16 protein-coding genes and 3 pseudogenes are annotated in these 24,347 nt (G+C 58.7%); 14 read left to right on the top strand and 5 right to left on the bottom strand.

From position 1 onward, the window contains the following. The first annotated feature begins 2 nt into the window (after positions 1–2). Complete coding sequence (locus APH34_RS18770; protein ID WP_054902421.1) at positions 3–6,209, top strand: DEAD/DEAH box helicase; 6,207 nt, start codon at positions 3–5, stop codon at positions 6,207–6,209. Between the two features lie 116 nt (positions 6,210–6,325). Here APH34_RS18770 and APH34_RS18765 read toward each other — a convergent pair whose 3' ends face one another. After that, positions 6,326–7,027, bottom strand: coding sequence for a hypothetical protein (locus tag APH34_RS18765; protein WP_082422839.1), 702 nt, complete (start codon positions 7,025–7,027; stop codon positions 6,326–6,328). 646 nt (positions 7,028–7,673) lie between these two features. On the opposite strand from APH34_RS18765, the gene APH34_RS29980 reads away from it, so the two are divergent. Continuing rightward, positions 7,674–8,120 (top strand): helix-turn-helix domain-containing protein, encoded by a 447-nt coding sequence (locus APH34_RS29980; RefSeq protein WP_311133399.1) that lies wholly within the window; start codon positions 7,674–7,676, stop codon positions 8,118–8,120. A gap of 69 nt (positions 8,121–8,189) precedes the next feature. On the opposite strand, the pseudogene APH34_RS18760 reads toward APH34_RS29980, so the two are convergent. Next, positions 8,190–8,630: pseudogene (locus APH34_RS18760) on the bottom strand (IS5-like element ISPre1 family transposase); the annotation flags it as partial. Positions 8,631–9,091: 461 nt separating this feature from the next. On the opposite strand from APH34_RS18760, the gene phnC reads away from it, so the two are divergent. From phnC to APH34_RS18730, 6 genes and pseudogenes are all read left to right on the top strand, one after another. Then, on the top strand, positions 9,092–9,919 hold the full coding sequence (gene phnC, locus APH34_RS18755; protein WP_054881256.1) for a phosphonate ABC transporter ATP-binding protein: 828 nt from the start codon (positions 9,092–9,094) through the stop codon (positions 9,917–9,919). Next, positions 9,916–10,779, top strand: coding sequence for a phosphate/phosphite/phosphonate ABC transporter substrate-binding protein (phnD, locus tag APH34_RS18750; RefSeq protein ID WP_054881257.1), 864 nt, complete (start codon positions 9,916–9,918; stop codon positions 10,777–10,779). The genes phnC and phnD overlap by 4 nt, the downstream gene beginning before the upstream one ends. Positions 10,780–10,787: 8 nt before the next feature. Next, on the top strand, positions 10,788–11,615 hold the full coding sequence (gene phnE, locus APH34_RS18745; RefSeq protein ID WP_010466252.1) for a phosphonate ABC transporter, permease protein PhnE: 828 nt from the start codon (positions 10,788–10,790) through the stop codon (positions 11,613–11,615). Between the two features lie 8 nt (positions 11,616–11,623). Continuing rightward, on the top strand, positions 11,624–12,634 hold the full coding sequence (gene ptxD, locus APH34_RS18740) for a phosphonate dehydrogenase PtxD (RefSeq protein WP_003118429.1): 1,011 nt from the start codon (positions 11,624–11,626) through the stop codon (positions 12,632–12,634). Beyond that, positions 12,628–13,497, top strand: coding sequence for a LysR family transcriptional regulator (locus APH34_RS18735; RefSeq protein WP_010466239.1), 870 nt, complete (start codon positions 12,628–12,630; stop codon positions 13,495–13,497). Before ptxD ends, APH34_RS18735 begins: the two co-directional genes overlap by 7 nt. A 107-nt stretch (positions 13,498–13,604) precedes the next feature. Further along, positions 13,605–13,913 (top strand): annotated as a pseudogene (locus APH34_RS18730) (IS5/IS1182 family transposase); the annotation flags it as partial. A gap of 172 nt (positions 13,914–14,085) precedes the next feature. Here the strand turns inward: APH34_RS18730 and APH34_RS18725 are convergent. Continuing rightward, positions 14,086–15,177 (bottom strand): IS5-like element ISPa8 family transposase, encoded by a 1,092-nt coding sequence (locus tag APH34_RS18725; protein WP_054881258.1) that lies wholly within the window; start codon positions 15,175–15,177, stop codon positions 14,086–14,088. An 80-nt stretch (positions 15,178–15,257) separates the two neighbouring features. On the opposite strand from APH34_RS18725, the pseudogene APH34_RS18720 reads away from it, so the two are divergent. Beyond that, positions 15,258–16,091: pseudogene (locus APH34_RS18720) on the top strand (IS66 family transposase); the annotation flags it as partial. Between the two features lie 34 nt (positions 16,092–16,125). Here the strand turns inward: APH34_RS18720 and APH34_RS18715 are convergent. Beyond that, positions 16,126–17,568, bottom strand: coding sequence for an NAD-dependent succinate-semialdehyde dehydrogenase (locus APH34_RS18715; RefSeq protein ID WP_033982769.1), 1,443 nt, complete (start codon positions 17,566–17,568; stop codon positions 16,126–16,128). 5 nt (positions 17,569–17,573) lie between these two features. Next, positions 17,574–18,341, bottom strand: coding sequence for a FadR/GntR family transcriptional regulator (locus APH34_RS18710; protein WP_033982767.1), 768 nt, complete (start codon positions 18,339–18,341; stop codon positions 17,574–17,576). Positions 18,342–18,525: 184 nt separating this feature from the next. Between APH34_RS18710 and APH34_RS18705 the strand changes: the two genes are divergently transcribed. The 5 genes from APH34_RS18705 (at position 18,526) to APH34_RS18685 (ending at position 24,345) form a co-directional block, all read left to right on the top strand. Beyond that, complete coding sequence (locus APH34_RS18705) at positions 18,526–19,635, top strand: ABC transporter substrate-binding protein (protein WP_054902420.1); 1,110 nt, start codon at positions 18,526–18,528, stop codon at positions 19,633–19,635. A 75-nt stretch (positions 19,636–19,710) separates the two neighbouring features. Beyond that, positions 19,711–21,696, top strand: a complete 1,986-nt coding sequence (locus APH34_RS18700; RefSeq protein ID WP_033982764.1) for an ABC transporter permease — start codon at positions 19,711–19,713, stop codon at positions 21,694–21,696. After that, complete coding sequence (locus tag APH34_RS18695) at positions 21,693–22,478, top strand: ABC transporter ATP-binding protein (RefSeq protein ID WP_033982762.1); 786 nt, start codon at positions 21,693–21,695, stop codon at positions 22,476–22,478. Before APH34_RS18700 ends, APH34_RS18695 begins: the two co-directional genes overlap by 4 nt. After that, the gene (locus APH34_RS18690; protein ID WP_033982761.1) at positions 22,475–23,218 is read left to right on the top strand and encodes an ABC transporter ATP-binding protein; all 744 of its coding nucleotides are present in this window, start codon (positions 22,475–22,477) and stop codon (positions 23,216–23,218) included. The genes APH34_RS18695 and APH34_RS18690 overlap by 4 nt, the downstream gene beginning before the upstream one ends. Continuing rightward, complete coding sequence (locus APH34_RS18685; protein ID WP_049878502.1) at positions 23,215–24,345, top strand: aromatic ring-hydroxylating dioxygenase subunit alpha; 1,131 nt, start codon at positions 23,215–23,217, stop codon at positions 24,343–24,345. The genes APH34_RS18690 and APH34_RS18685 overlap by 4 nt, the downstream gene beginning before the upstream one ends. Positions 24,346–24,347: the final 2 nt, after the last annotated feature.

Below are 24,347 nucleotides of genomic sequence, written 5' to 3'. Positions count from 1 at the left end.
CCATGCTCTATCAGAAGAACTATTTCTCCGCCCTCACCGGCAACCTGAGCACCCGCAGCGAGCGGGCCGCCCAGGGCCTGCTCAGCCTCGGCAATCCGCAGCTGCGGCAGTTCCTGCATGATCAGCTGACCGCTGCCCCCGGCACTCCGGGCGCCTGGCTGGCCGACCCAGTCTTCGAGCCGACCTTCGGCTGGCAGGAAAGCTCTGAAACCATGAGTTCGCTGGCCGGCGGTAACCTACTACACCGACGCCTTGCCGAAGCCATGGCGGCCCCGCCCAAGGAGCCCCATGATCTTGCAGAGGAATATGCCTTCCCCAGCAATCGCCATCCTTTCACCCACCAGTTGGCGGCCTGGGAGATTCTCAACCGTCCCGAGCCGCAATCACTGGTGGTGACCAGCGGCACCGGCTCGGGCAAAACCGAGTGTTTCCTGGTACCGGTCCTCAGCCAGCTGGCCAAGGAAATCGACGCTGGCGAAGACCCGGAGGGTGTCCGCGCCCTGTTCATCTACCCTTTAAACGCCCTGATCAACTCGCAACAGAACCGCCTGGATGCCTGGACCCACGGATTCGGCGGACAGATTCGCCATTGTCTATACACCGGTGCCCTGGAGAACGAACGCAGGAATAGAGACCAGCAGTACGATGGCCAGGTGATCGACCGCAAGAGCCTGCGCGCCAGCCCGCCGCAACTGCTGGTGACCAACGCGACCATGCTGGAGTACATGCTCATCCGCAAGGATGACGAGCCGATCCTGCAGAAGTCGGCCGGCAAGCTGCGCTGGATCAGTCTGGACGAGGCGCACACCCACATCGGCTCCCAGGCCGCGGAGATGGCGCTGCTGCTGCGCCGGGTGATGCTGGCCTTCCAGGTCAAGCCGCAGGATGTGCGCTTCGTGGCAACCTCGGCCACCTTCGGCTCGGATACCCAGACCATCGAGAGCCTGCGCACCTTCCTCGCCGATATCGGCGGAGTGGATCCGCAGCAGGTGCATGTCGTGCAGGGACATCGGGATATCCCGGCGCTGCTGAACGCCACCCTGGTTGCCGAGCAGGACACCCCTGAAGCCATCGGCGCCATCGAGGCGGACCAGGAACAGTCGGCGCTGCGCTACCAGCGTCTGGAGGCCAGCCCCACCGCTCGGCGGCTGCGCGCCCTGTTCATGCCTAATGGCCAGGTGAAACCACAAAGCCTGCAAGGGCTGATCCGTGAGTCCGGTCTACCCTCGGCGCAGGTGCTCGCCTGGCTGGATCTGCTGTCCGGCACCAAGAGTGCCGAAGGGCTGTCCTTCCTGCCGCTGCGCGCACACCTGTTCCATAACGTGATTCCGGCAATCCGCGCCTGCGTGGACCGCAACTGCAGCCACAAGGCCGGCACCGCGCTGGCACATGCCGACTGGCCGTTCGGCATGGTCTATCTGGAGGAGCGGACTCACTGCCGCTGCGGCGCGCCGCTGATGCCACTGGTGTCCTGCGAGGAGTGCAACGAGAGCTTCCTGCAGGCGGCCACCAAAAGCAGTAGCAGTGCTCTGGTCGATCCGACACAGCAACAGGACGACGAGTTCGCTCTCGAAGATGAAGCCACGGAGGCCGATGATCAGACCAAGGATAAGGATACTGTGTCATCCATCCAGATCCTGATCACCAATCGCGCCGTCAAGAAAGGCAGTGCCGACTTCCTCGATCGCGCCACTCACCGACTGACGCCCAATCGTCCGGCGGATGGTGGCATCGAGCTGCAGCTCTTCCGCACTGCCAAGAACGAATGCCCCTGCTGTGGCGCCAATATCCAGGGCCGCAGCCTGCTGCGCCCCGCGCGCATCGGTACGCCCTTCACCCTCAGCACGGTGATCGGCACCCTGCTGGAGTTCTGCCCGCCGGATCCGATGCCGACCGGCAAGCCGTTCCAGGGCCGCAAGCTGATCTCCTTCACCGACAGCCGCCAGGGCACCGCACGGATTGCCGTCAAGCTGCAGCAGGACTCCGAGCGCAACCGGATTCGCGGGCTGATCTATCAGCGCCTGCTGCAGGCACAACCCGTCAATGGACTGTCCGCAGAGGACTTGCAGGACCTGCAAGACCTTCAAACAGCAGAGCGATTGAGTCGTATCGAGCAAAAGCACTTGCAATCCTTGCTGGACATGCAAGCTGAAGCGGCCAAAGGCGCGGAAATCAGCTGGACCGACATGGCCAACCATCTGGGCGGCACGCCGGAGCTGCAGATGGGTATGCTCGACTACTACAACAACCTCGCACCGAACACCTTCGGCCCGCAGGGTAGTGTCGCCCTGGCCAACATGCTGCTGGCCCGCGAGTTCTATCGCCGCCCGAAGCGTGCCAACAGCCTGGAAACCCTCGGCCTGGTACAGGTCTGCTATCCCAAGCTGGACAGCATCACCAGCAAGCCCATGGCCTGGCCCAAACATCTGGATGTCGACACTTGGCGCACCTACCTGAAGGTGCTGCTGGACTTCTTCGTCCGCGAAAACACCCTCCTGAACATCGACAAACGCTGGCAGTCGCTGATCGGCGCACGCATCAGCCCCAAATGGGTCGTGGCGCCGGTCCTGGGGGAAAAGCCTGAAAAGCTGCAAAGTCGCTTTGCCCGCTGGCCATCCGTCAATACCGTCAGCAGCCTCCAGTCACGGGCCATCCTGCTGCTCTGCAAGGCATTCAACTGGTCAACCGCGGCCCATCAGGACCAGATCGACTCGATCCTGAGCGAAGCCTGGCGGGTACTGACCCAGCAGGCAAAGCTGCTGATTTCGTCAGGCGACGGCTATCAGCTCGACCTCAAGGACCTGAGCTTCCGGCTGCCCGAAACGGTCTACCTGTGCCCGGTATCGCGGCGCTTCATCAACACCCCGTTCGAGCAGCTCAGTCCCTATACGCCACGTACCGACCGCGAGATGGTCGTCAAGGTGACGCCCTACACCCTGCCGCGTCCGCCCGAGGCGCTCCTGCATGTGCCGGGTGATGAGGGCCTGCTGGCGATCCGCGCTTGGCTGAACAGCGAGCCGCAGATCCAGCAGCTGCGCAAGGACGCGCTCTGGTCGGACGTCATGGACCGGATCATCGAGGGGGGCCACTACTTCCGTGCCGCCGAGCACTCGGCACAGCAGCCGAAGAGCAAGCTGGACAGCTACGAAGGCCTGTTCAAGACCGGCAGGCTGAACCTGCTGAGCTGCTCGACCACCATGGAAATGGGCGTGGACATCGGCGGCATCAGCGTGGTGGCGATGAACAACGTGCCCCCGCACCCGGCCAACTATCTGCAGCGTGCCGGCCGTGCCGGGCGCCGCCGCGAGGGACGCTCGCTGGCCCTGGCCGTCTGCAAGAACACCCCGCACGACCAGAGCGTGTTCAACAACCCGCTCTGGCCGTTCAACACGCCCATGCGCATGCCCAAGGTGTCCCTGCAGAGCCCCGATCTGGTACAGCGCCACGTCAATGCCTGGCTGCTGTCGCACTGGCTCAAGCACGTGGTCGCCGCCCAGGAAATCAAGTCGATGACCGCCGGTGCCTTCTTCCTCGACGGCGAACTGCCTATGTCGCTGGCCGCGCGATTCTGCCTGTGGTGCGACAACCAGGCGGTCGATACCGAAACGCTGGTGGGACAGGCCCTCAAGGACATCACCCGCCGCAGCTTCCTCGATACCACCCCGCAGCCCGAGCTGTTCAAGCACGCCAGCCGCCGCATGAAAGAGATCATGCAGGCATGGCAGCAGGAATACTCGGCCAGCGAAGCCCAACTGCAGCAGATTGCCGACAAGAAGGCCGCTGCCTACCGAGCCATGGAGGCACAGCTCAGCCGCATCGAGAAGGAGTACCTGCTGAGCGAGCTGGCCGACCGGCGCTTCCTGCCTGGCTACGGCTTCCCGACCGATATCGTCAGCTTCGACAACCGCTGCATGCAGACCCTGAAGCAGGAGGAAGGCGACAAGCGCGAGGACAACCGTGCACGCTACCGCTCGCTGGCTTCCCGCGACCGTATCACCGGCCTGCGCGAATATGCGCCGGGCGCCGAACTGGTCATGGATGGGCTGGTCTACAAGTCCTCCGGCATCACCCTGAACTGGCACGCTCCCGCCTCTGCCGAAAACGTCAAGGAGCTGCAGCTGTTCAAGAAAGCTTGGCACTGCAATAAGTGCGGTGCCAGCAACACGGCCATCAACCCCGGACGGGAGATCAACTGCCAGGCGTGCGGTGAGCCGATCAAAGATGAAAATATTCGCGAATATCTGGTGCCCTCCGGCTTTGCCGTGGACTTCTTCGACGAGCCGCACAACGACATCAGCCGCCTGCAGTATGTGCCGGTCAATGCGCCCTGGCTGAACGTACCGGCCAGCTGGGTCTGCCTGGCCAACCCGGCACTCGGCCAGTTCCGCGCCAGCCAGCAGGCGCAGCTGTTCAACTACACATCGGGCGCCAACCAGAAGGGCTTTGCCATCTGCCTGGAGTGCGGCAAGGCCGAGCCGATGCTCAGCCACCCTGACGGCTCTGCGCCAGCGAATGAACAATATCTGCCGGCTGCCTTCCGCCAGAAGGCGCAGCACCGCCGCCTGCGTGGCGGCAGGAGCGACGACAGGGACAACATCTGCCCCGGCAGCCACAACAGCTGGAAGATCAAGCAGAACGTCCACTTGGGCCATGACAGCCTGACCGATGCGCTGGAACTGGTGCTGCGCAACCCTTCCAGCGGCGAACTGCTCAACGACGACGTCACCGCCTATTCGATTGCCGTGGCGCTGCGCGAAGCGATTGCCGCCGATCTGGGCATACAGAGCGAGGAGCTGGGCTGCGACAGCCACCCGATCAAGGTCGATGGCCAGCCAACCCGCGCCATCCGGGTGTTCGACCTGCGCAGCGGTGGCTACACCACCCAGGCCGCGGAGCGGCTGAATGAAGCCAGCCTGTGGCGAAAGGTCATCGCCCGTCTGGACAGCTGCAACTGCTCGCATGCCTGCCAGAACTGCCTGCTCAGCTTCGATACCCGCTTCGAGGCCGAGCGCCTCAATCGTCATGTCGCGCTGGAGTGGATCAATCAGACTTGGCTTGCCGGCCTGGCGCTGCCCGCCGAGCTCGCTGTCTTTGGTCCGAAAAGCCAGGCAGAAATCGCCACTCTACAGGAAGCGGTCGAAAGAGCGATTACTAGGGACGACAACGCGAAGACCGTAGCCATTTACTTCACTGCACCCGCCGAAGAGTGGGATCTTGCTGTCGCACGCCGCCTGAGGCATCAACTGCATAGTTGGGAAAGCGTCGGACACCTAGTGCAATTACATTTACTGGAAAGTACCGTTTCCAGCCTGCCAAGAGACCAAAAGGAATGGTTGGCAAAGCTAGCCTTCAACGGAGTACAGATATGCCTACACAATTCCATACCGGATCTCGGGGCGCTGGCACTCAATGTCTCACTGCAAGGCCCACAAGGCTGCATTGCCTGGGCTAGCGACAATACGAACCTGGCCGCACCTGGCCACACATGGGATCTAGCGGAGGCCGGTGCACGGATCATCCGAGGCACCCCCTCCGACCTCAAGGCAGAGCGCATCTTGAATGCTGCCGATCTCATGCCGGCCCCACCCCCTGGCTTGATCAAGATCGAGATCGGCAATCAGCTGGATGGCTCGCTCGACAACTTTGCTCGTCGGTTCTGGGAGCACCTAGGTACTGAGGCCAATGGCCTGATTAATGATGCCCTCACAGGCAAGGATCCAATTACAGAACTGGTTTACAGCGACCGTTACGTATGCAGCCCGCTAGTTGTGAATCTGCTGGTCAGCGTGATCCACGAGCTCGGACGGCTGAGTGATGCAGATTTCTCTATCCGAATCCTAGGCCGACAATATCAGCGGGAAGACAATCGCTCGCCTTGGCAGTGCCGGCATGACTGGCACTCAGCTCGCGAGCGCGATGAGGCCCTCCGCCAGGCTCTGGCGTACTGCGGCCGCGAGGGAGAGGTGCTAAGCCTGCCTACCTTGCCGCACTACCGCCGGCTACAGCTTAAGCTGCGCTCCGGTAATCAACTGACCATCCAGTTTGATCAGGGGCTTTCGTATTGGGAAGCCGAGCGCAGCGAAAAGTCTTACCAGCTCAGGTTCGACTTTACATCACGCGAGCTTGGAGAAGAAATCATGGAGCGCATCAGGTGTAAAGTTTCGGCGGCTGGGGAGGAAAACACTCAGATATTCCTCTCTTCCTCTTGAAAGCGGCTCAACTGGTATAAGTATCGGAGGCAATTGCCCAAATTTCAGAACTCCGATACGCACAGTAGCGAAATAAGCCCCTGTTCAATGCAAATTTGGACAGGGTCTCTTACGATTTACGGATTACCAGCCATCTGTCGAGCGTAATGGCGATCGCTTAGGTCTTTCTTGTGGTCAGCCTTGACCCAGCGCTCAGGCCTATTGCAGTTAGCGCAGGTCAATATCTGCTTATCAGGGCTGAGGTTGTATAGGCGGCTCTCAGAGCCAACTTTGACCTTCAATCCAACATCTGAGACCTCGAACCCTGGTACTTCCTGTCCTATGCGATCCATGGATTCAAATCGGAACGACCAGCGTTTAATCTGACTTTTGCGCCAGATAGTCATGATGATCAAGGGGTCTTGTTTCGTTGTCCTCTGATAAACCCAATCCCCTTCATAGGGACCTAGTTTGGCGGCTTCTTCGTCTCGCTTGGCCTGCTCATAAATTTGCTCCTGCATCTTGAGCAGTTCGGCATTTAATGCTTCTTCATCCTTGAGTGCTTGGTCTTTCAGCATCTGCTCTACGTCATAGGGCCCTTGAGGGTCATACTTCCAAACCGATGCGTCATTGATGCCAAGCACCTTGCAGTTGAGACAATCGACACTCTGCTCATCTACATTTCGCGTGAGGGCCAAGCGCTCGGAACTATTAACATCATCAAGGAGTAACTTTTTATTTTTTACTGAAATATTCATTTTAACCAGCGGCTTGATGCGACCGTCGTTCACATCCTCTCCAAATATCTCGGCCTCATCACCGTGAACGTTGAGAACCATTACCCTCTCGCTACCGGGTATCTTATAACGATACGCACCTGTGAAATCCTCACTGCCGCAACCAGCAAGAATAGAGCCAGCAAGAGCTAATGAAACAAACCTAGGAAAGTTCCGCATAAAATCCTTTACGGTAAATCACATAATCAATTACGTACGCCTAGACTGACGACTGTGGGAAAGCTAATCAGCCACATTGCCCTGCTATTAATCGAACCTTAATGCTGTAGTCCATATGGCGTTCAGTTTCATGTAGATCCTTTGGCTTAAAGTCTCGTCGAGAAAAATTAACAATCTCCGAATCAGTGAACCCATACTCCTGCATTCTTTCCAACGTGCACGAACAGAGCGCAGGTGAGGACCCGCGAGCCTTGGAAGCAGCCTCGCATCTTTTAACAAGTTGCTGAACCCCAGTTTCGCCAGCGAAGGCTCCTGATTGCAAAAAAAATGCAAATGACACATAAGCAGCTATGCCAATAATCCTCATATACTTTTAACATCCTTCTATTTAACTGCTTATTTATCGAAAATTAATTGTTTGCACTGAATTACAGCCGATTACGAAGACGGCATGTAGGAAGGCAGCCCTGCAGTTCGCTGGGGTGACGTCATGCCATGAGGTCACGTTTTACCAAATTCACAATATACTGTGAAGACCAGAGATGGCGCCGCCCAGATAGTCCTCCCTTTTGGGGAGTCATCTGTGGAAGTCGGATTGGCGTTCGGAAAGGTCCTGCGCAGACGGCGTGTCGAAGCAGGATTAACCCAGGAGCAATTGGCCCATGAGGCGGAATTGCAGCGTAACTACGTCAGCCTGATGGAACGGGGCATCAACCAGCCAACGATCACCACCCTGATCAAGCTAGCTAACCCCCTGGGCTGCACCGCAGCAGAGATCGTCGCCGAGGTAGAACAACTCGTTGTCCCAGCCAGGGACATGAGCCAAAAGCCATCCGTCCAGCATCGGCAGGTCACGCCAAGCGCCAGAGTTTTCCACCAGCAAGACCGCTCGCAAGGGACCTTCCAAGGTGAGGCCATCCAGGAAGGCCCGCTCCGGGATCGGTGCTTCACCAAGAAAACGGGCAAGCTTCCATAGATCCAGGACACCCTGCTCGGTCTGTGCCACCAATCCACGCGGTGGCCGCAAGCGTAACAATCCGTCGTGGGCATTGATCAGCGTGGCATCGACGATCGTGCCTTGGCGCAGCGACAGCCCTCGGTCGCCCAGATAGCCATTGATGACAGCCAAGATGCCGGCGGCTAGTTCGTGCTTCTCCAGCAAACGACGGAAGTTGAGGATGGTGGTTTCATCGGGGATACGCTCCAAGCTCAGCCCCGCGAACTGGCGCAGGATGGTGGTCTCGTACAGCGCCTCTTCCATCGCTGGATCGCTGTAACCGAACCAGTTTTGCATCAGGTGCACGCGCAGCATCGCCATCAGCGGATAGGCCGGACGACCGCCTTCACCCTTGGGATAATGCGGCTCGATCAAGGCAATCAAACCCTTCCACGGCACCACCCGATCCATCTCGATCAGGAACAACTCTTTGCGGGTTTGTTTGCGCTTACCGGCGTACTCGGCGTCAGCGAAGGTCATCTGCTTCATGGGGAAACTCAGCGGGTGGAATCCGGGTCTTTTGCCAAAATCTGGAAGTCTTCTTCAGAGTTTCCCTAGCATTAAGCTGGGCGCGACAACAGACGTCTAGTTGGGCGGCACCTGAAGGTTTCGACCAGCCACATAACGGCCTAGGTCAATCGACGGGCAAGAATAGAATGTCTCCTATAGTCCGCTAGTGTGCGCTCTCTTGCTTGGATGGCATTACGTTCTGGCCCAACGTTACTGTAGCGAATCCGCAGCAGTATCAATCAAAGCCTCCTGTATCCCGCGTGAAGAAAGACGCTACGTTGCGCCCGTTCTTCCACGGCTTCGCTTGCCGCCCCGCTACGGCAGATTCGAAGTATTCATCGAAATGTCATCCTTTAGAAGCAGTGCGTTAACAAGGAATTTCTACCCTTTGCATCGCGAACCGCAATTGTGCGGCCAGCAATATTGCGAAAGGTGATCAAATGACGCCCCATCCGATACAGGACGCCGTGCTGCGGGTCGACCGGTTGAGCGTCGTCTATCCAGGCGGCGTGACAGCCCTACGCGATACCTCGATTGCATTTCGGCGTGGTGAGTTCACCGTGCTGCTTGGTCTCTCGGGCGCAGGCAAGTCGACCTTGCTCCGTAGTCTCAATCGACTCGTCACGCCCACTGGCGGCAGTGTCACCAGCGAACTCGGTGAGCTCGGCAGCGGCTCGGCCTTGCGTCAGCATCGTCGGCGTACCGCCATGATCTTTCAGCACCACCAGCTAATCGAACGTCAAAGCGCACTGGCTAATGTGCTTACCGGTCGGCTGGCCTTTCACAACACGCTCCGCTCGCTGTTTCCTCTGCCGCGTGCCGATCAGGAGATTGCGCTCAGTTGCCTCGCTCGGGTCGGTCTGGCAGACAAGGCGCTAAGCCGGGTGGACAAACTGTCCGGTGGCCAGCAGCAGCGGGTAGGCATCGCGCGTGCGCTAGCGCAACAGCCGGCGATCATTCTGGCCGATGAGCCGGTAGCCAGTCTCGACCCGGCCACTTCGGTCCGTGTTCTCGGATTGCTGCGCGACATCTGCAAGGAAGACGGCATCACCGCCATCGTTTCGCTGCATCAACTCGAATATGCCCGCCGCTTCGCCGATCGCGTCGTCGGGCTGGCCGATTCTCAGATCGTTTTCGATGCCGCGCCCTCGGAACTCACCGATGCGCAGCTTGAGCGCATCTATGCAGGCCGCTCTACGACTCAGCCAGCGAATGCTCCGGCTGAACCACCTGTCATGCTCGAATCTTCACTGGAGATGTCCCGATGAAACGCTTATCCGCGCTCTTATTGACTTGCTTGCTGTCCGCTGTTTCAAGTTTGTCCGCCCTAGCGGCCGATGCCGATCCGGATGTGCTAAAGGTTGCCCTGCTTCCGGACGAAAACGCCTCCGAGCTGATCAAGCGTAACCAGCCGCTGAAGGATTATCTGGAAGAGCATCTGGACAAGAAGGTGCAGCTGATCGTAACCACCGACTATTCCTCGATGATTGAGGCGATGCGCTTTGGCCGTATCGACCTGGCGTATTTCGGTCCGCTGTCCTACGTCATGGCCAAAAGCAAAAGCGACATCGAGCCCTTCGCTGCCATGGTCATCGACGGCAAGCCGACCTATCGCTCGGTGATTATCGCCAATGTGGCGTCAGGCGTGAATGAGTATGCCGACCTTAAGGGCAAGAAGATGGCCTATGGTGACCGGGCATCGACGTCCAGCCATTTGATTCCCAAAACCGTGCTTCTTGAGACGGCCGATTTGACGGGTGGGCAGGACTACGAACAACATTTTGTGGGCACGCATGACGCCGTTGCCGTCAACGTGGCGAACGGCAACGCCGATGCGGGTGGGCTGTCGGAGGTAATTTTCAATCACGTAGCCGAAAGTGGCCTAATCGATCCGAGCAAGGTGAAAGTACTTGGTTACAGCGGCGAATACCCCCAGTACCCCTGGGCGATGCGCTCGAACCTGAGCCCCGAGCTGAAAACCAAGGTGCGGGATGTATTCGTCGGTATCGACGATCCCGAAGTGCTGCGCAACTTCAAGGCCGAGGCCTTCGCGCCAATCACCGACGCCGACTACGATGTGATCCGCAACATGGGATCGCTGCTCGGCCTCGACTTCGCCACGATGTGAGCACCGATATGTCTACTCATTACGACGTGCAGGCGCTGCCTGCAGAGCAACGCGAGCACATCCTTCGAGGCTTCGGCCTCGGTTGGTGGCGCCAGCTGGGGCAGGTGGCGATTGTATTCGGAGTGGTGCTGTTGGCCTGCTGGTACGTGGGGCTGCTCGATGCCACCACGCTGCTGAACGGGCTGCCCTCCATCGCGACCCTGGCAGGCGAGGCCATGCCGCCAGACTTTTCGGGCTATCGAAGCTGGATTCGCCCCTTGATCGACACCTTGGCGATGAGCATCGCCGGTACGGCCATCGCAGTGGTGTTCTCGCTGGTGGTGGCCTTCGTTGCAGCGCGCAATACGGCGCCGCACCCCCTTGTGTTCGGTGTTGCCCGGGTGCTGCTCAATGCCCTGCGGTCGGTGCCGGAGCTGATCATGGGCATCATCTTCGTTGCAGCCGTAGGGTTCGGCGCCTTGCCGGGCGTGCTTGCCCTGGGTCTGCATTCGGTCGGCATGGTCGGCAAGTTCTTCGCCGAGGCCATCGAGCACGTCGACGAAGCGCCGGTGGAAGCCGCTCGGGCGGCGGGGGCTACGCCGATGCAAGTGCTGCTGCACGCGGTTTTGCCACAGGTGACGCCGCAGTTCGCCGACGTGGCGATCTACCGCTGGGAATACAACTTTCGCGCCTCCACCGTGATGGGCATGGTTGGCGCTGGCGGTATCGGCTTCGAACTCATGGGCTCGCTGCGCATCATGCAGTACCAGGAGGTTGCAGCAATCCTGCTGGTCATCCTGGCCATGGTCACGCTAGTAGACGCCTTCAGTGGCGTGCTGCGCAAACGTTTCAAATAGGACAAACCATGCTGCCGAAACTCGTTATAACTCACCGAGTACACGATGAGATCCTGCAACTGCTGGCGCCACATTGCGAGCTGATGACCAACCAGACCGACAGCACGCTGACGCGCGAGGAAATTCTGCGCCGCTGCCGCGATGCTCAGGCGATGATGGCGTTCATGCCCGATCGGGTCGATGCAGACTTTCTTCAAGCCTGCCCTGAGCTGCGTGTAGTCGGCTGCGCGCTCAAGGGCTTCGACAATTTCGATGTGGACGCCTGTACTGCCCGCGGGGTCTGGCTGACCTTCGTGCCTGATCTGTTGACGGTCCCGACTGCCGAGCTGGCGATCGGACTGGCGGTGGGGCTGGGGCGGCATCTGCGGGCAGCAGATGCGTTCGTCCGCTCTGGCGAGTTCCAGGGCTGGCAACCACAGTTCTACGGCACGGGGCTGGATAACGCTACGGTCGGCATCCTTGGCATGGGCGCCATCGGACTGGCCATGGCTGATCGCTTGCAGGGATGGGGCGCGACCCTGCAGTACCACGAGGCGAAGGCTCTGGATACACAAACCGAGCAACGGCTCGGCCTGCGCCAGGTGGCGTGCAGCGAACTCTTCGCCAGCTCGGACTTCATCCTGCTGGCGCTTCCCTTGAATGCCGATACCCAGCATCTGGTCAACGCCGAGCTGCTTGCCCTCGTACGGCCGGGCGCTCTGCTTGTAAACCCCTGTCGTGGTTCGGTAGTGGATGAAGCCGCCGTGCTCGCGGCGCTTGAGCGAGGCCAGCTCGGAGGGTATGCGGCGGATGTATTCGAAATGGAAGACTGGGCTCGCGCGGACCGGCCGCGGCTGATCGATCCTGCGCTGCTCGCGCATCCGAATACGCTGTTCACTCCGCACATAGGGTCGGCAGTGCGCGCGGTGCGCCTGGAGATTGAACGTTGTGCAGCGCAGAACATCATCCAGGTATTGGCAGGTGCGCGCCCAATCAACGCTGCGAACCGTCTGCCCAAGGCCGAGCCTGCCGCATGTTGAATCCGGTCTGGCTGAAGAGCCTGGTAGCGATCGTTCAAACAGGCAGTTTTCAGAGCGCGGCGAGGGCGTTGGGGCTGGCCCAGCCGACGGTGTCGCAGCACTTGCAGAAGCTTGAAGAGCAGGTCGGCGTAACGCTGGTGCAGCGCAGTCGTAGCGGCTGCCAGCCTACCACACGGGCGCTGGCCTTCATGCCGCATGCGACCGCCTTGCTCGACATGCACGCCCGGGCGCTAGAAGCCCTGCATGGCAATCGTGAGCGCGTCGGGGCCAGCTCCAACATCGGCACCTACCTTCTCCAGCCATTCGTGCGCAACTATCTGACGACCGCAAATGAGAGGGGCGAGGTGGATCTGCGCATCGCCGCCAACCCGGATGTGGCCGACCAGCTACTGGCGGGCCAGCTCGACGCCGCGATCATGGAATGGTGGCTACCTCACCCCGACTTCGAACACCGCCTCTGGCGGGTCGAGCCGCTGGTGCTTATCGTCAGCCCCGACCATGCGCTGGCTGAAGCAGGGTGCATAGAACGTGATCGTCTGGTGGACCTGCCGATGCTGGGAGGTGAACCGGGTAGCGGTACCGGACGGCTTCTGACCGAATACTTTGGCGAACTGGGCGTGCCTCGCAGCGGTATGCAGCTAGGCAGCACCGAGGCAGTCAAACAAGCAGTGAGGGCGGGACTCGGCGTGTCGTTGGTGATGGCTTCCGCAGTACAAGACGAAGTTCGCAGTGGCGCGCTGGTAGCTCTTCCCATCCCGGGGCTTGAAAAGCGTCTCCAACTGATCTGGCGCAAACCTCCCGGAAATCTGCACCCGCCGGGATTTGTGCGGCACTTATTGGAGGAGGCAGATCTAGCTGGATAAGGTGATGGATGGTTGCGATCCAGCGCTTGGCTTGTCAGCCTAGGGAAACTCTGAAAAAGACTTTCTGATTTGGCAAAATACCGCGACCCCACCCACCGAGTTTCCCGATGAAGCAGATGACCTTCGCCGACGCCGAGTACGCTGGCAAGCGCAAGCAAACCCGCAAGGAGTTGTTCCTGATCGAGATGGATCGGGTGGTGCCGTGGAAGGGCTTGATTGCTTTGATCGAGCCACATTATCCGAAGGGTGAAGGTGGCCGTCCGGCCTACCCGTTGATGGCGATGCTGCGTGTGCATCTGCTGCAGAACTGGTTCGGCTACAGCGATCCAGCGATGGAGGAAGCGCTGTACGAAACCACGATCCTGCGCCAGTTTGCCGGGCTGAACCTGGAGCGCATCCCCGACGAAACCACCATTTGTTGGCGCGAAACGGCAACAGACCCTAGCAGCCTGTTGAAATTCGCCGCGATGATTACGTCCACTGCTTCTGGCAGCAGCGGTCGCGCTCGTTTACTTCCCGTTTAGGGCGCCAATCGATGGAAATAGCCCGATTTGGTGTGCTCCAGGCGCACCTTCCCCGTCAACGCGCTCATGCCATTGAGCCTGTAGCCAGCAACTTCGGCAGACGCACCAGGTTGCTTGCCGCCATGGCCAGCTGGAACAGCGCGTCGACACGCTCAAGTCCGCGTTGCTTCACCTGGCGCAGGCCTGCCGCCGCCTTGAGCCAGCCGAAGTGGGTTTCGATCCAGGCGCGAATCTTCAGGCTCAGACCATAGCCGGCGTGGCGCGTGGTACGGCCATCGATGGCGCTGCGACGACCATTGGTGTTCTGCGCAACATGGGGTGTCACGCCGAGGGCACGACAGGCGGCCACGAAGTCTGCCGTGTCGTAAGCCTTGTCCGCAGCCAAGGTGCGTCGACGGCGACCACCCAGCTTGCTCAGCATCGCCAGCGCGGCTTCGCGTTCGCCACGACCACCGGCCAGAGTCACATGAGCACTGCGCACCAGGCCACTGCGGTGTTCCATCAGCACATGCCCCATGTAACTCAGCTGCGCGCCGGTGTTGTGGCTCTTGCGGTACAGCCGGGCATCCGGATCGCTGGTCGAGGCGTGGGTGTCGTTGCTGCGCTTGTGCCCCTTGAAGTCCGGCTGGGCATTGCGCGGGCCGGGGCCCGGGTCGTCTGGCGTATCGTCCTTGGGACGGAAACTCTTCTGAGAGGCCCAGGCTTGCAGCAATGTGCCGTCGACCGAGAAGTGCTCATCCGAGATCAGCCCCTGCTTCTCCGCCAGGCGTACCACCTCGCTCAGAAACTCGGCGGCCACTGCCTGGGCATTGAGGCGGTCACGATTCTTCGAGAAGACCGAGTGATCCCACACCGGATCATCAATGGCCAGGCCGACGAACCAGCGGAACCGCAGGTTGTAGCCCAGCTGTTCCATCAGCATCCGCTCGCTGCGCAGCGAGTAGAACAACTGCAGCAACTGCGCCCGCATCAGCTTCTCGGGGGCGATCGAGGCGCGGCCGGTGTCGGCATACAATGTGTCGAACAGGGCGCTCATCCGCTGCAGAGCGGTGTCTGCCAGCTTGCGGATGGCGCGCAGGGGGTGAGTCGCTGGCACGAAGTCATCGAGCTTGGCGACAGTGAACAAGGATTCCTGAGTGATATCGGCGCCACGCATGGAAATCGGGGCTCCCGGCAGATTGGAGCCGATATCGTAAACCTTACACGGCAAAGTCAGACAGACCGTAGGCGAATTTCAATGCGCTGCGCGAAGCGGTGCTTGCCCAGCGCGTGATCCATGCCGACGAAACCCCGGTTTCGATGCTCGCGCCCGGCGAGAAGAAGACCCACCGTGCCTACGTCTGGGCCTACAGCACCACGCCCTTCGCCGATCTGAAGGCCGTGGTCTACGACTTCAGCCCCAGCCGTGCCGGCGAGCATGCGCGCAATTTTCTTGGCCAGTGGAATGGCAAGCTGGTCTGCGACGACTTCGCTGGCTACAAGGCCAGCTTCGAGCAAGGCATCACCGAAATCGGCTGCATGGCTCACGCCCGCCGCAAGTTCTTCGATCTGCACGCGGCGAACAAAAGCCAACTGGCCGAACAGGCGCTGCACTCTATCGCTGGGCTGTACGAAGTCGAACGCCAAGTGCGCGACATGAGCAATGAAGAACGCTGGCGAATACGGCAGGAAAAGGCTTCACTGCTCCTCGACGCACTACATGACTGGATGCTGGCCCAGCGTGATCTTGTGCCCAACGGCTCAGCCACGGCGAAAGCTTTGGATTACAGCCTCAAACGCTGGGTAGCGCTGACGCGCTATCTGGACGACGGCGCCGTGCCCATCGACAACAACCAAGTCGAGAACCAGATCCGCCCGTGGGCTCTAGGTCGCTCCAATTGGCTGTTTGCCGGGTCGCTACGCAGCGGCAAACGGGCGGCGGCAATCATGAGCCTGATCCAGTCGGCGCGGATGAATGGGCATGATCCGTATGCCTATCTCAAGGATGTGCTAACGCGACTGCCGACACAGAAGGCCAGCGCTCTGGCCGAGCTGCTGCCGCACAACTGGGTATCCGTCGGCAAGGTGTAATGCCCGTTCGCTTACAAAGCGCAAAAGCCGAAATCTAAGCCACTGCCTGAGTAATCAGGCGATTAACCAAATACACATCCAAGCCTTCACTGCCGCCTTCACGCCCGTAACCGCTTTCACCCACACCGCCAAAAGGTGTTTCAGCAAAGGCCAACGCAAAGTGATTAATGGCAAGCATGCCGGTGATGAGCTCGTCGCTTAGCCGATGACAGACTGCGAGGTTGTGGCTAAAGGCGTAGGCAGCAAGACCAAAGGTTGTGTTGTTGGCCAGCTCAATTGCCTCATCCACCGAGTTAAACGGCGCCAGCAGCGCTAGTGGACCAAAAGGTTCTTCCATCCACGCGCGGGCGTTTTCTGGAACGTTGGTTAACACGGTTGGCGCAAAAAAATAGCCGGAGTCTCTTAGCGGCCCTCCACCGGTTAGGACGGTAGCGCCTTTGACCTTGGCATCGGCGACTAAGTCGGCGATTTGCGCGCAGCGCCGTTGGTTGATTAGTGGGCCCATTTGTGTGGTTGGCTCTTGGGCTGCGCCAATGGTTATACGTTGTACGGCCTCGACAAATGCCTGGGTGAATTCGGCAAAAACACTTTGCTGGATATAAAAGCGGGTAGGCGAGACGCATACCTGCCCTGCGTTACGGAACTTGGCCTGTGCCAGCTTTTGTGCGCAGTCGAGGATATCCACATCCTCGAATACCAGAACCGGAGCATGTCCGCCGAGTTCTAGAGTGCAGGGTTTGACGTTCTGTGCCGCTTGGGTGGCGATCAGCTTGCCAACCGGCACGGAGCCTGTGAACGAGACTTTGCGAATAATCGGTGAGGCAATCAAATGCGCAGAAATCTCAGCCGGCCGGCCAAACACCAACGCCAGCACTCCGTCAGGCAGGCCGGCGTCTACCAGTGCCTGCACCACCCCAATCAGCGCGCCCGGCGCTTCTTCTGGCCCTTTCAAGATAATCGAACAGCCAGCCGCGAGGGCCGGCGCGAGTTTGCGTACAGCTTGCGAGGCTGGAAAGTTCCACGGCGAAAATGCGGCCACCGGCCCTACCGGATCACGCCGAACCATGTTGATCACTTTGCTGTCGCGTGCCGGCACCAGACGACCACAAGCGCGTCGCCCTTCTTCGGCGTACCACTGTAAAAGCTCGGCGCAGGAATTTATTTCCATGCGTGCCTCAGGCAGGGGTTTTCCTTGCTCAAGGCTTAAGGTCTGCGCTAGCGACTCAAGGCGCTCACGGATCAGTCGCGCCGCCTCAAGCAGTACATCCGCGCGCTTTATTGCGGGAGTTTTGCGCCAAACGGAAAAGCCCCTGGCGCAGGCGTTTAGGGCTATATCCAAGTCTTCGATTTCGGCAACAGCCACTTCATTTACCGTTTGGCTGGTTGCGGGGTTATCCACTGCCAGCCATGCATCTTTTTGGCCTGAGCACCAATGGCCGTCAATAAACAAAAGATGCTTGTGCGAAGACTCAGGCATAGCAGCTACTCCTTGGGTACGTTTATCGCGTTAGAGCGGTTCAGGGCGTAATCCATACGCACCCCAGAGATATGGTGGCGCAGTAGGTCGGCTACGGTTTGCGCATCGCGCATGGCGAGAGCATCCAGAATGGCTTCGTGTTCGCGCTGGAACACCAGCCAGCGCTCGCGGTTAAAACGATGAGCTTTAAGACGCAGCCAGGCCGGGTTGTTGCGCATGCGCGCAACCTTGCGTCCGGACTCGATGAACATGGCGTTTTGTGTGGCGCTGTAGAGCATTAGGTGGAAGTCGCGGTCGATCCTTTCCACTTCATCCCAGCTGGTGGCATGTCGGCCTGCTAACAGCTCACCGCGAATCCTGTCAATTTCAGCATCGCTCAATTTGAGCACCAGCAAATCAGCCAGGGCCGGTTCCACTGTCAGCCGAAACTCAATCAGCTCAGCGGGCGTAACCAGGGATTCGTTCCCCGGCTCTCCAAGCGGCTCATGCCCGGGAAGGGCGATCAGAAAAGTACCGCGTCCGACGCGCCGCTCTAGCAGCCCTTGCTTCTCAAGGGTGTTAAGGACATCGCGCACGGTGGACCGCGAAAGGGTTGAAAATTCAGCCAGGTCACGCTCATTTAAAAGCCTGTCTCCGACTTTTAATCTGCCGGTGCGCATCGCCCCCAAAAGCTGGCTCAGCAGCTGCTCTTTGGAGTTGACTGCGGTGATGCCTAAGACATTGTTTCCACCTGAACCATTTGCACCAATTAAGATTTCAGGCAAACCATTCATACCAATGTGCTCTTGTGAATTTTTTCAGTGGAGCCAGCATATAAGTGGTTGCCAGCAAGAGCAAGGCAAGGCAAGATCAAATCCAGGTCTAAATGCTGAATAAAAAAACAAACCAATAAGACCAATTGATTGCCTTAACGCTGCCCAATCGTCTTCATGCTTATCCTGACTTTGGAGAATGCTTATGTTGAAACGACTGGCTCTGAGTTCTTTGGCCGCTCTTCCCTTGATCAGTACGCAGGTGGCTGCTGAGGAAGTTAAAATTGGCTTTACCGCAGCCCTGTCAGGGGATTTTGCGGCATTTGGTTTGAACATCCGCAAGGGGCTAGAGATTGCCCTGACTGAACTCAATCAGACTTCGGACACCACCTTCAGTCTGACTTCGGCTGATGACCGTGGTGAGGCTCGCGAAGGTGTTTTGATTGCACAACGCTTTTGCTCGGATGAGTCCATTGATGTAGTGATGGGCTACTCGTTCAGCTCTATTGCACTGGCTGCAGTTCCGGTGTTTGACCGCTGCAAATTGCCGGTGCTGGCCTCTGCTGTCACCAGTCCTGATTTAACTGGTGCCAGTGCGTACTTCCGCCGCAACGTGATGACCGATGCAACCCAAGGGCAAACCATGGGGCGTTACGCCACGGAAAAGCTGGGCTTTAAGCGCGTTTATATCCTCAACCAGCAAGATGACTATGGTATCGGCCTATCAAGCGCCTTCAGTGATGCTGCGGCGAAAAACGCTGAGATTGTTGGTCAGGAAAGCTACCTGCTGGGCACCAAAGACTTTAAAACCCTGCTGATCAAGGCGCGTGCTGCCAAGCCGGACGCGATCTTTATCGGTGGTTTTTATTCTGAAGCAGCAAAAATTGCCGAACAGGCACGCGCCTTGGGAATCAAGGTTCAGCTCCTAGGCAGTGACGGATCGCTCAACCCTGATTTGATCAGTCTGGGCCGCAGCGCGGTGGAGGGCATGATCACCTACGGAATGTTTGATCCGTCGGTTTCCACCGAGACCACGGCCCCCTTTATCGACGCCTACCAAAGCGCCTATGGCGAGCAGCCCAATGCTTGGGCGGCCCTTGGCTATGACGCCGGTAAAACTCTGGCCGCAGCGGTGACTCAAGCCAAGAGCCAGGGCGCACTCACCCGTGAGTCGCTTAATGAGGCCTTCTCCACCATCAAAGATATTCCGGGCGTTACTGGTCCAACGACCTTTGAGGCTAGCGGCGATCGCGTGGGGTCTTTGTACTTCTTGCAAGTCAAAGACGGCGCGTTTCGCTTAGCCGACACCCAGTAAACCTCAGGGCGGTCTAGCCGCCCCATTTGCCGTGCGGCTGCGCCGCTGCTTTCGTGCAACACAGATGGGTTTGCCATGGAATACTTTGCTCAGCTTTTGCTTAACGGCCTGACCATTGGTGCGATATACGCACTGGCGGCCGTAGCCTTCAGTCTCGTCTACGGGGTGGTGCGCATGGTGAACTTCGCCTTTGGCGAGTTCTTCATGTTGGGCGCCTTTATTACCGTGAGCTTGATGCTCGACCAGATCAGCCTGTTTGGAGTTTCGGTGGCGATGCCGCACTTCGCGCTACCGTTGGCAGCTGCTTTCGGAATTGTTCTGGCTGGAATATTAGGCGTTGTGGTGGATCGTTTGGCCTACCGGCCACTGCGCAACGCCCCGCGGTTGGCGCCTTTAATTACCTCTATCGCAATCTCTGTGCTGCTGCAAAGCGGGGCGCAAAGTATCTGGGGTGCTGAAGAGCTGCGCTTCCCGGAAAACCCGCTTTCAGAGATGGAAGTGATCGTCTTGTTCAACTCGCTCTATCTCACTGTGCCAGAAGCATTAACCATTATCGTGGCGGTTGTGGCGATGCTGGGGTTGCACCAGTTCGTGGCGCGCAGCCGCCTTGGTCGGGCGATGCGGGCTACGGCTGACAACAGCACGGCTTCAACCTTAATTGGCATCCCGGTAAACCGCATTATCGCCATCGCCTTTTTACTTGGCTCAGGTTTTGCCGCTCTGGCGGGGATTCTTTACGCGCAAACCTACGGCTTTGCCCACGCCACTATGGGCTTTATACCTGCGCTTAAAGCGCTGACCGCAGCGGTTTTGGGCGGCATTGGCAGCATTCCGGGTGCTGCGTTGGGCGGGTTGTTGCTGGGGATGATGGAAACCTTGGGTGGTGGTTACTTGCCGAACGGCAACGCCTGGAAAGACGCCATCAGTTTCAGTGTGCTGATTTTGCTCCTGTACTTCCGCCCGCAAGGCCTGCTCGGCCGGCCGGAAACCGTTGCTGGTGAGCGTGGAAGTTTGTTGGGCAACAGCCCGCAAAGCGGCTGGTTGATGGCTCGCGTTGAGCACCTGCTAGGTAAATTCGCCAGCCCAAGTCCTTGGCTGATGATCGCTCTGGTGGCTGTTGCAGCTAGTCTTGCCTTCGTCGTGACCAGCGACTACTGGCTGCGGATTTTAATCTTCGTGCTGATCTACGGGATGCTCGCCAGCGGTCTGAACGTGGTGGTGGGCTTTGCCGGTTTGCTGGATCTGGGCTATGTCGCCTTCTGGGCGGTGGGCTCCTATTTCACCTCAATCATCTTCATTCTGGTGATGCGCCAGGGCTTCGGCATTGAATCTGCTGAGGTTTGGTGGCTGATGTACGCCAACTTCATCGTCGGCGGTGTACTCGCAGCGCTGGCTGCAATGTGTATCGGCTACCCGACGCTAAAGCTGCGCGGCGATTACCTGGCCATCATGACCCTGGGCTTTGGCGAGATTATTCGCATCGTGGCTATCAACTGGGTGGATCTGACCCGGGGGCCGATGGGCATTCGCGATATCCCGTTGCCAAACCTGTTTGGTTACGAGTTGGCCAGCGCTCAGGCCCAATACCTTTATGCGTTGGCGCTGGCGGCCTTGGTGGTGTTCGTGATTGCTCGCATTGTGCGCTCCCATGTTGGTCGGGCATGGGTGGCCATACGTGAAGATGAAGACGCTGCCGAAGCCATGGGCATCCCGACCTCGCGCTACAAGCTATATGCCTACGCCTTCGGTGGCTTTATTGGTGGACTGGTTGGCACCTTTTATGCCCACAGCCAGCAGTACATCAGCCCTTTCAACTTCAGTCTGTTTGAAAACATTCTGCTGCTGATGCTGGTTGTTCTGGGCGGGTTGGGTACTTTGATTGGTCCCTTTATCGGCGCGTTGATTTGGGTGGTGTTCCTGCAGCTGGCGCTGGATTTGCCCTTTGTTGAAGCCTTCCCTGAAGCGCGTTTTGCCCTTCTGGGCCTGTTGTTGATCCTTTTGATGCTGTACCGACCTCAAGGACTTGCCGCCAAAGCGCGGGTCAAGCTGGTGGCGCAATGAACGCCCTGCTAAATGCTCAAGGTTTAAGCGTGACATTTGGTGGCTTGAAGGCGGTGGACGGGCTGGATATCAGTATCCGGGAGGGCCATATACATGCGCTTATCGGTCCCAATGGTGCGGGTAAAAGCACTGTGGTCAATGCCCTGTCTGGTTTCGTTAAACCGACAGCGGGGTCATTGACCATCAGCGGGAGTGAAGTCTGTGGGCGTGAAGCCCATGTGATCGCCCAGGCAGGGCTGGCCCGCACCTTTCAAAACATCCGTTTGTTTGGTGCGATGAGTGTCTTGGAAACCGTGTTGGTCGGTGCCCACCGGCACTTTGACGCAAACCTCTGGCACCTGCTGTTTTTACGTCGGGCGCTGCGCGTGCATGAGGCACAGATGGTTGAGCAAGCCAAAGCACTTCTGCGCTTTGTCGGTCTGGATGAAAGCTTTGATGAGCGTGCCCCCACCACCCTTGCCTACGGCCATCAGCGCCGGGTAGAGATTGCCCGCGCGCTGATCTCACGCCCCCGTCTTCTGCTGCTGGATGAGCCCTTGGCGGGTATGAACCTGGCCGAAAAGGAAGAGCTGTCGGCCCTGATTAAACGCATCCGTGACGACGGCACCAGTGTTCTTTTGGTCGAACACGATATGAGCATCATCCATGGTCTAGCCGACCGGATCACGGTGCTCTACCACGGGCAAAAACTGGCTGAAGGCAGCGTGACCGAAGTCTTCGCCAATGAAGCCGTGCAAAGCGCCTACTTCGGCAAACAAAAGGTGAAAGGAGGCAAAGCATGACTGCGCCATTAATTCAGGTCGATAACCTGTGCGTGCGTTATGGCGCCGTTGAAGCGTTGACCGATATCAGTCTGGCGGTGATGCCCGGTACGATCACCAGTCTGGTCGGCAGTAATGGTGCAGGTAAAAGCACCACTCTGAAAGCCATTTCAGGGCTGGTGAAACCGGTCAGCGGCAGCATCCGCTATATCACTCACGACCTTTTGAAGTTACGCGCTGAAAGCCGCTCCGAACTGGGCATTGCCCATGTACCGGAAGGCCGGCTGGTGTTTGCCAGCATGACGGTCACCGAGAACTTACTGCTGGGCGCCTACATTCAGCGCGACAAGCGCGCCATCGACCGTGATATCGACGAGCTGCACGAGCTGTTTCCGATCCTGAAAACCCGCGCCAAACAACTCGCCGGCACCCTCTCCGGAGGAGAGCAGCAAATGCTTGCGATTGGCCGGGCGCTAATGTCGCGCCCGCAATGCCTGATCCTGGACGAGCCAACCATGGGGCTGGCGCCGCAGATGATTGACCGGGTGCTGGAAGCGGTAGCCAGTATTCGCGACAAGGGCATCACGGTGCTGATGGTTGAGCAGAACGCCCTTGAAGCAATTGCCATTGCTGACAGCGCGTACGTGCTGCGGCAGGGCCGTCTTGTCTACCAAGGCTCCGGTGCAAGTCTGGATGCCGACCTTTTAAAACAACTGTATCTGGGCGGCGGTGCCGCTACACCTGTGACTGGAGTTGCATGATGACGATCCACTCTGCGAAGTACCTCTGGAGCGGCACTGAACTGGGCGAGGCCCGTGCTCTTGCACCGCACTACTACACCAGTGAAGAAATCTTCAAACAGGAAGTGGAGCATATCCATTTAAAGAACTGGTTCTTTGCCGCGCGTACCGATGAGCTTGCCAGCTCGGGCGACTACCGCTCCATTGATACCGTGGGCGGGCCGGTGCTGCTGACCCGTGATGAGCAAGGCGAGCTGCACGCCTTTGCCAACTTTTGCCGTCACCGTGGCTCGATTCTGCTGGAAGGCTGCGGTAACCGTCGCAACATCCTCTGCCCCTATCACGCCTGGAGCTACAAGTTGGATGGCAGCATGATGCGGGCGCCCGGGATGGCTGATGTTCCGGGCTTTGATCCGGAACATAACGCGCTGGTGCCGATTCGCATGAGCGTGTGGCGCGGCAATATCTTTTTAAATTTCGACGACAACGCGCCGGATTTAATGACCCATCTAGGTGACTTTGATGAGCTGGTCGGGACCAACAAATTAGAGGATATGGTCTGCGTTTGGCGCAAAGACATCATCGCCGAATGCAACTGGAAGCTGCTTTTGGAAAACGCAATGGAGACCTATCACACCGGGATCGTCCATGCCAAAACCGTAGGCGCGCAAAATAGCCTGACCTTTGCAGCCAAAGGCGAATGGCACGCCATTCAAGTGCAGTCGTTGATGACGAGCGCAGTCCTCGACAAAACCCAGGACGCGCCTTTTCCGCAAATTGAAGGCCTGAGCGAACAGGCTAAACAAGGCACTTTCTTCACTCTGGTCGAGCCCACTACCCAATTCTGCTGCGCTCAAGATTGCATGTGGTGGCTGGTAGTAAGGCCGATTGCGGTGGATCGTACGCACTTGTCGGTGGGCGGCTGCTTCCCCAAACACTTGCTGGAGCTGCCCGACTTTGAAGAGCGCGCTCAGCCTTACTACCACCGCTGGGGCACAGTAGCTCTGGAAGATGTTGGCATCCTGGAAAAACAGCAAAAAGGCCTGAGTTCGGTTCGTTATACCCCGGGGCACTTGTCGTGGCGTGATGATGTGGTGCATGACATGAACAACTGGCTGTTGCGTCATCTGCCAATTGCCAAGGGATAAAG

Origin of the sequence: Pseudomonas sp. NBRC 111131 (assembly GCF_001320525.1) — a bacterium.
GTDB lineage: Bacteria > Pseudomonadota > Gammaproteobacteria > Pseudomonadales > Pseudomonadaceae > Aquipseudomonas > Aquipseudomonas ceruminis.
The sequence above is the reverse complement of the archived record's forward strand: the minus strand, read 5'-3'. Positions and strand labels throughout refer to the sequence as shown.

Bases quoted from the DNA above. Each gene is read 5' to 3' on its own strand.
- APH34_RS18770 (WP_054902421.1), top strand. From the start codon at position 3: ATGCTCTATCAGAAGAACTATTTCTCCGCCCTCACCGGCAACCTGAGC.
- APH34_RS18765 (WP_082422839.1), bottom strand. From the start codon at position 7,027: ATGGTTCTCAACGTTCACGGTGATGAGGCCGAGATATTTGGAGAGGAT.
- phnC (WP_054881256.1), top strand. From the start codon at position 9,092: ATGACGCCCCATCCGATACAGGACGCCGTGCTGCGGGTCGACCGGTTG.
- phnD (WP_054881257.1), top strand. From the start codon at position 9,916: ATGAAACGCTTATCCGCGCTCTTATTGACTTGCTTGCTGTCCGCTGTT.
- phnE (WP_010466252.1), top strand. From the start codon at position 10,788: ATGTCTACTCATTACGACGTGCAGGCGCTGCCTGCAGAGCAACGCGAG.
- ptxD (WP_003118429.1), top strand. From the start codon at position 11,624: ATGCTGCCGAAACTCGTTATAACTCACCGAGTACACGATGAGATCCTG.
- APH34_RS18735 (WP_010466239.1), top strand. From the start codon at position 12,628: ATGTTGAATCCGGTCTGGCTGAAGAGCCTGGTAGCGATCGTTCAAACA.
- APH34_RS18725 (WP_054881258.1), bottom strand. From the start codon at position 15,177: ATGCGTGGCGCCGATATCACTCAGGAATCCTTGTTCACTGTCGCCAAG.
- APH34_RS18715 (WP_033982769.1), bottom strand. From the start codon at position 17,568: ATGCCTGAGTCTTCGCACAAGCATCTTTTGTTTATTGACGGCCATTGG.
- APH34_RS18710 (WP_033982767.1), bottom strand. From the start codon at position 18,341: ATGAATGGTTTGCCTGAAATCTTAATTGGTGCAAATGGTTCAGGTGGA.
- APH34_RS18705 (WP_054902420.1), top strand. From the start codon at position 18,526: ATGTTGAAACGACTGGCTCTGAGTTCTTTGGCCGCTCTTCCCTTGATC.
- APH34_RS18700 (WP_033982764.1), top strand. From the start codon at position 19,711: ATGGAATACTTTGCTCAGCTTTTGCTTAACGGCCTGACCATTGGTGCG.
- APH34_RS18695 (WP_033982762.1), top strand. From the start codon at position 21,693: ATGAACGCCCTGCTAAATGCTCAAGGTTTAAGCGTGACATTTGGTGGC.
- APH34_RS18690 (WP_033982761.1), top strand. From the start codon at position 22,475: ATGACTGCGCCATTAATTCAGGTCGATAACCTGTGCGTGCGTTATGGC.
- APH34_RS18685 (WP_049878502.1), top strand. From the start codon at position 23,215: ATGATGACGATCCACTCTGCGAAGTACCTCTGGAGCGGCACTGAACTG.